The organism is uncultured Escherichia sp., from assembly GCF_948475835.1.
In the GTDB taxonomy this organism is placed as follows: Bacteria; Pseudomonadota; Gammaproteobacteria; order Enterobacterales; family Enterobacteriaceae; genus ECMA0423.
In genome coordinates, this window is record NZ_CAOLGM010000210.1 from 1 (window position 1) to 3,997 (window position 3,997).

Consider the following 3,997-nt stretch of genomic DNA (forward strand, 5'->3'; position numbering starts at 1 on the left):
CCGTTGCGGGTTAAAGTAACCTTATATTGCCAGGGGTTTTTCATGCTGACGTTCTCCAGCGCCTTCGGTCGCCAGAACAACTTAATACGCGTTTGTAGTGCTATTTGCAGCGTGTTGGCTTTGTTTGATTTTGGCGGGATCTCACGCACGTTGAAGTAGAACAGGCTTTCACGATCGGCAGGCAATTTGTTGATATCCGGCATTCCCTGCACTTTTACCTGCCCGTTCATCATTGAATCGATGCGTTGCACCGGTGGCAGAACAGTTAACGGTGAACTGATCTTGTTACCCTTTTCATCTTCGATCCAGCTTTGGGCCAGATAAGGCAGTTTCGGATCGTTATTGCGCAACGTCACGCTGATTGATTTGTCGCTTTCATTAAATATCAAACGGGTACGATCTGGCGTTACAGAAGCCTGGGCAGACAAACTGGCAGCGCTAAGCAGTAACGCTAGCGTCGTAGCACCCAATTTGGCAGAGCAAAGTAAATCAGACATGGATCATTCCTTAATCACGTTATTGGTTAGCTGAAACAGAAACAGGGGGATTGGTGGGTGTCACCTGTTGCGTCTGCTCCTGAATGACAGGCTTTATGTCATCAGGAACAACCGGCGCGACGTTGCCTTTATGCTGGCATGGCAGTAACAAGCCGTTAAACAGATCGGCAGGCAGCGGGTCCGGCAGGTTGATATCGCAATGCGCAACACCACTCCAGAACACACTCATGTGTTCGCCAGGTTTCACCCCAGCCAGATAAACATTGCCGTCATCATCGACAAGGCCCACTGTCTGCTCGTTATCATTTTTTACTTCTGCGCCAAACGGAGGATGGCTGCCGTCTTGTAAACGCAGCACCGCCATCGCTTTTTGACCACTGATGACGGCAAATTTGCGGTAGCCAATCGCCCCTTCAGTTAGCGTGGCTTGTACCACCGACTGGGTTGCTTCGGCGTTTTCCGGCAGTTTGTTGAGGTCGATATACGCCTGATTGCGGTAATAGTTATTGACGTCAGAAACGACGGCTTTACCAAACATATTGGTATAAACAGCAGCACCGTTACCTTCTACCGGAACATCGGCAACGCCATCGGCATCAATCAACAAGCGTGTCCCGCCCATATTCTGGGTACGGTGAAGTGCGCCACCGTGGGCAGTAAGCGTTGCGCCGCCCTGTAACGACAAGCCCGCAGAGGTGTATTGCCCTTCATGGTAGTTCGCACTGAGATCAACCTGCGCCAGCGAACCATCATGGCTGTAATAGCCGTCAACGCTGGTGTGTTTGTCACTGGTGCCGACGTTCAACTGATAGTGAGTCGCGTCATCGACACGGCTGAAATAACCGACCTGACTGCTGTCCGTCCCACTGCCATAGTTACCGTTATAGCTAACGGTACTGTTGTCGCCCCACGGCATACTGAGCGAAATGTACATGCCTTTGTCGGCCTGGTTGTCATACTCGTAACGGTAGCCAGTCATCGAGATGCTGACATTACGAATACTGCCCATATTGAAATAGTGCGAGAGCATGATGTTGTAGTTTGTCTGCTCCTCGCGATCCCAGTAGGTATGGCGGGTATAGTTGAGATAAACCGAAACACCCGCATCGCGGAAGTTCTGGTTATAAGTGGCGGTGTACATCTCTTTGTCGTTGCCCGTGCGTACCATTCCGCTGTCACTGGCATCCAGATACTCGCTCATGGTCATAAAGTTCTCTTCCGAGAAGCGATATCCAGCAAAAGTAACGCGGCTGTTGAGCTGGTCAAAGTCTTTGGAATAACTCACACGGAAGGAGTTACCGTCCAGCGAACCTTTGCCATAAGCGGTGTCTTTATCCAGTTTGGTGTGCGAGTGAGTAACATCAAACGCGACCGCGCCGAATGTAGACAAATCGCGACCGACGCCAAGCGCCGCAGACTGATAGTTTTCATCTCCCAGTGCGCCGCCATATAACGACCAGCCGTTAGCGATCCCCCAGGAAGCTTCAGCACCAGAAAAAAATTCACCCTCGACATGGTGTCCCCACTCTTGCGGACGGCCCATCATGATCTTATAGCGAACCTGACCTGGGCGAGTGAGGTATGGCATCGAGGCGGTGCTGATGTCATATTCCTGCACCTGGCCGTTCTGTTCTTCAATGCGAATATGCAACGTACCGGAGACAGAATCACCAAGATCCTGAATACGAAACGGTCCAGCCGGAACCTGCGTTTCGTAAATCACACGCCCCATCTGGCTGACGGTCACTTTTGCTGTGGTGTGTGCCACGCCGGAAATGTCTGGCGCGTAGCCGCGCAGATTGGGAGGCAACATTTGATCGTCAGTACTGACACTGCCACCAACATAGTTAAAACCATCAAAAATATCGGATCTGAGGTAATCCTCGCCCAGCGCCAGTTTGGCTTTTAATGATGGTAACGCCCGCCAGGCATAGTAGCGACTCCACTCCCATTTTTTTTGAGTTTCATCGCCGCTGAATTCATCGTCATCATCATTACTGCGAGTATGTTGATAGTTAGTCTGCCAGTCAGCACGCATACGCCACGGCCCCAGGTTAACCCCGACCGTCCCGTTGCCGCTGATCTCGTTACTATCATCACCGCCATTTTCTTCATGCCGGGTTTGTGCGTTGATGCTGTAGTCCGCGACGATCCCGGAGATGCCGTCATCCCAACGTGAAGGCGGATCCCAGTCGGGATAAGTATATTCGAGGTAAGCCTGTGGCAGTGAAATGACTAATGCGGACTGGCTTAAATCAGCCTTAATTTCCATGCCTTCCAGTTGACCGGATTTCAGGCATTTAGCATCGTGGCTCCATTGAAGATTTTTCGCCACGTCTTCTTTTAAACCAAACTGCGCTACCAGTTCCGGTGTCAGACAAGCATAGCTTTTGCTCGCCTCATCTTCACCAGCATACCAGTAAATATCGTACTCTTCCGCCAATGGCTGTTTATTTAGTTGAACCTGTAAATTGTATTTTCCGGGCTCAACATATCCCTGGCTGGAAAAACGCTTCAGATCAATTTTTGTGTCGCCTTTTAATTCCAGAAAACGGGAATCAAACTGAATGTCGTCTTCAGCCCAGACACTGCTATAACTCCCTGACATTGCCAGCGCAATGCACCACGGAAGAATCCGTAATCGAAAAAGAGAATGGTCAGGCATACACGTTTCTATCCGTTTTTATTCTTGTTCGGTCAAAATCCATTTAAATCCCCCATAGCAGTGTCGCTATGGGGGTATGCCTTACAGGTAAGTAATCTGGAAGGTGGTATTTGCTTCGAAATTACCCAGATCTGGCGCATCAGCTGCGCCGACCAGCCAGGCTTTAAAGTTCAGTGTCTGCTTCGCTTTGCCTTTATTGGTAGAAGTGTCTTTCACTATTTTCTGGTCAATACCCATGCCGCTTTTGTAAGAGGTACCCAGAGAGTCACCGATCGCCAGGCTAACATTGTTAAATGCCGCACCGGTATCGGTATTGAAAATGGTGTAATAATTGCCGCTATTTGCAGAAGAAACGGTACCAGTAAAGGTAGTAGTCATTGTTTCCTGAGTATCAAATACGCAATCTTGCAGACGAATCTGGAAACTTTTCGGCGTGGTGGTGCCGTTATTTTTCAGTTTTTCGGCACCGATATCACCCATATCAACTTCCAGTTTGTGATCGTCCGGGACGATAGAACACACTGAGTCTTCAATGGTGCCGTAAAAACGTGCAGTACCGTTGTTACCCGCAGCGATTGTTGCCGTAGAGGTGAAAACGCCCATCACCATTGCCGCAGCAATAGCTGTTTTAACAAACTTACTCATTATTTGTCCTTAAACTATAAATAATTAAAAATATAAACATTACAATACATTGATTCAGTCAATACCCAATGTTTATACCCAGCCATTGAATACGGCATGCGATCCAAAAAGAACAGGTCGTAGAAAATTGTATTCTTTGGTGTGGGGCCGCATAGTGATGTTTTCACCCCCCTGATGCAATTTAATTTTA

At 48.9% G+C, this 3,997-nt stretch carries 3 protein-coding genes; all 3 read right to left on the reverse strand.

The window, feature by feature from the left end:
* Positions 1-497: fimbria/pilus periplasmic chaperone (locus tag QZF50_RS22855; RefSeq protein WP_290389009.1), on the reverse strand; the 497-nt coding region annotated here is incomplete at its 3' end.
* Between the two features lie 19 nt (positions 498-516).
* Positions 517-3,162, reverse strand: a complete 2,646-nt coding sequence (gene yfcU / locus QZF50_RS22860; RefSeq protein ID WP_001112834.1) for a fimbrial usher protein YfcU — start codon at positions 3,160-3,162, stop codon at positions 517-519.
* 81 nt (positions 3,163-3,243) lie between these two features.
* Positions 3,244-3,807 carry a fimbrial protein gene (locus tag QZF50_RS22865; RefSeq protein ID WP_000033328.1) on the reverse strand — a complete coding sequence of 188 codons (564 nt, stop codon included), beginning with the start codon at positions 3,805-3,807 and terminating at the stop codon, positions 3,244-3,246.
* Positions 3,808-3,997 lie beyond the last annotated feature (190 nt).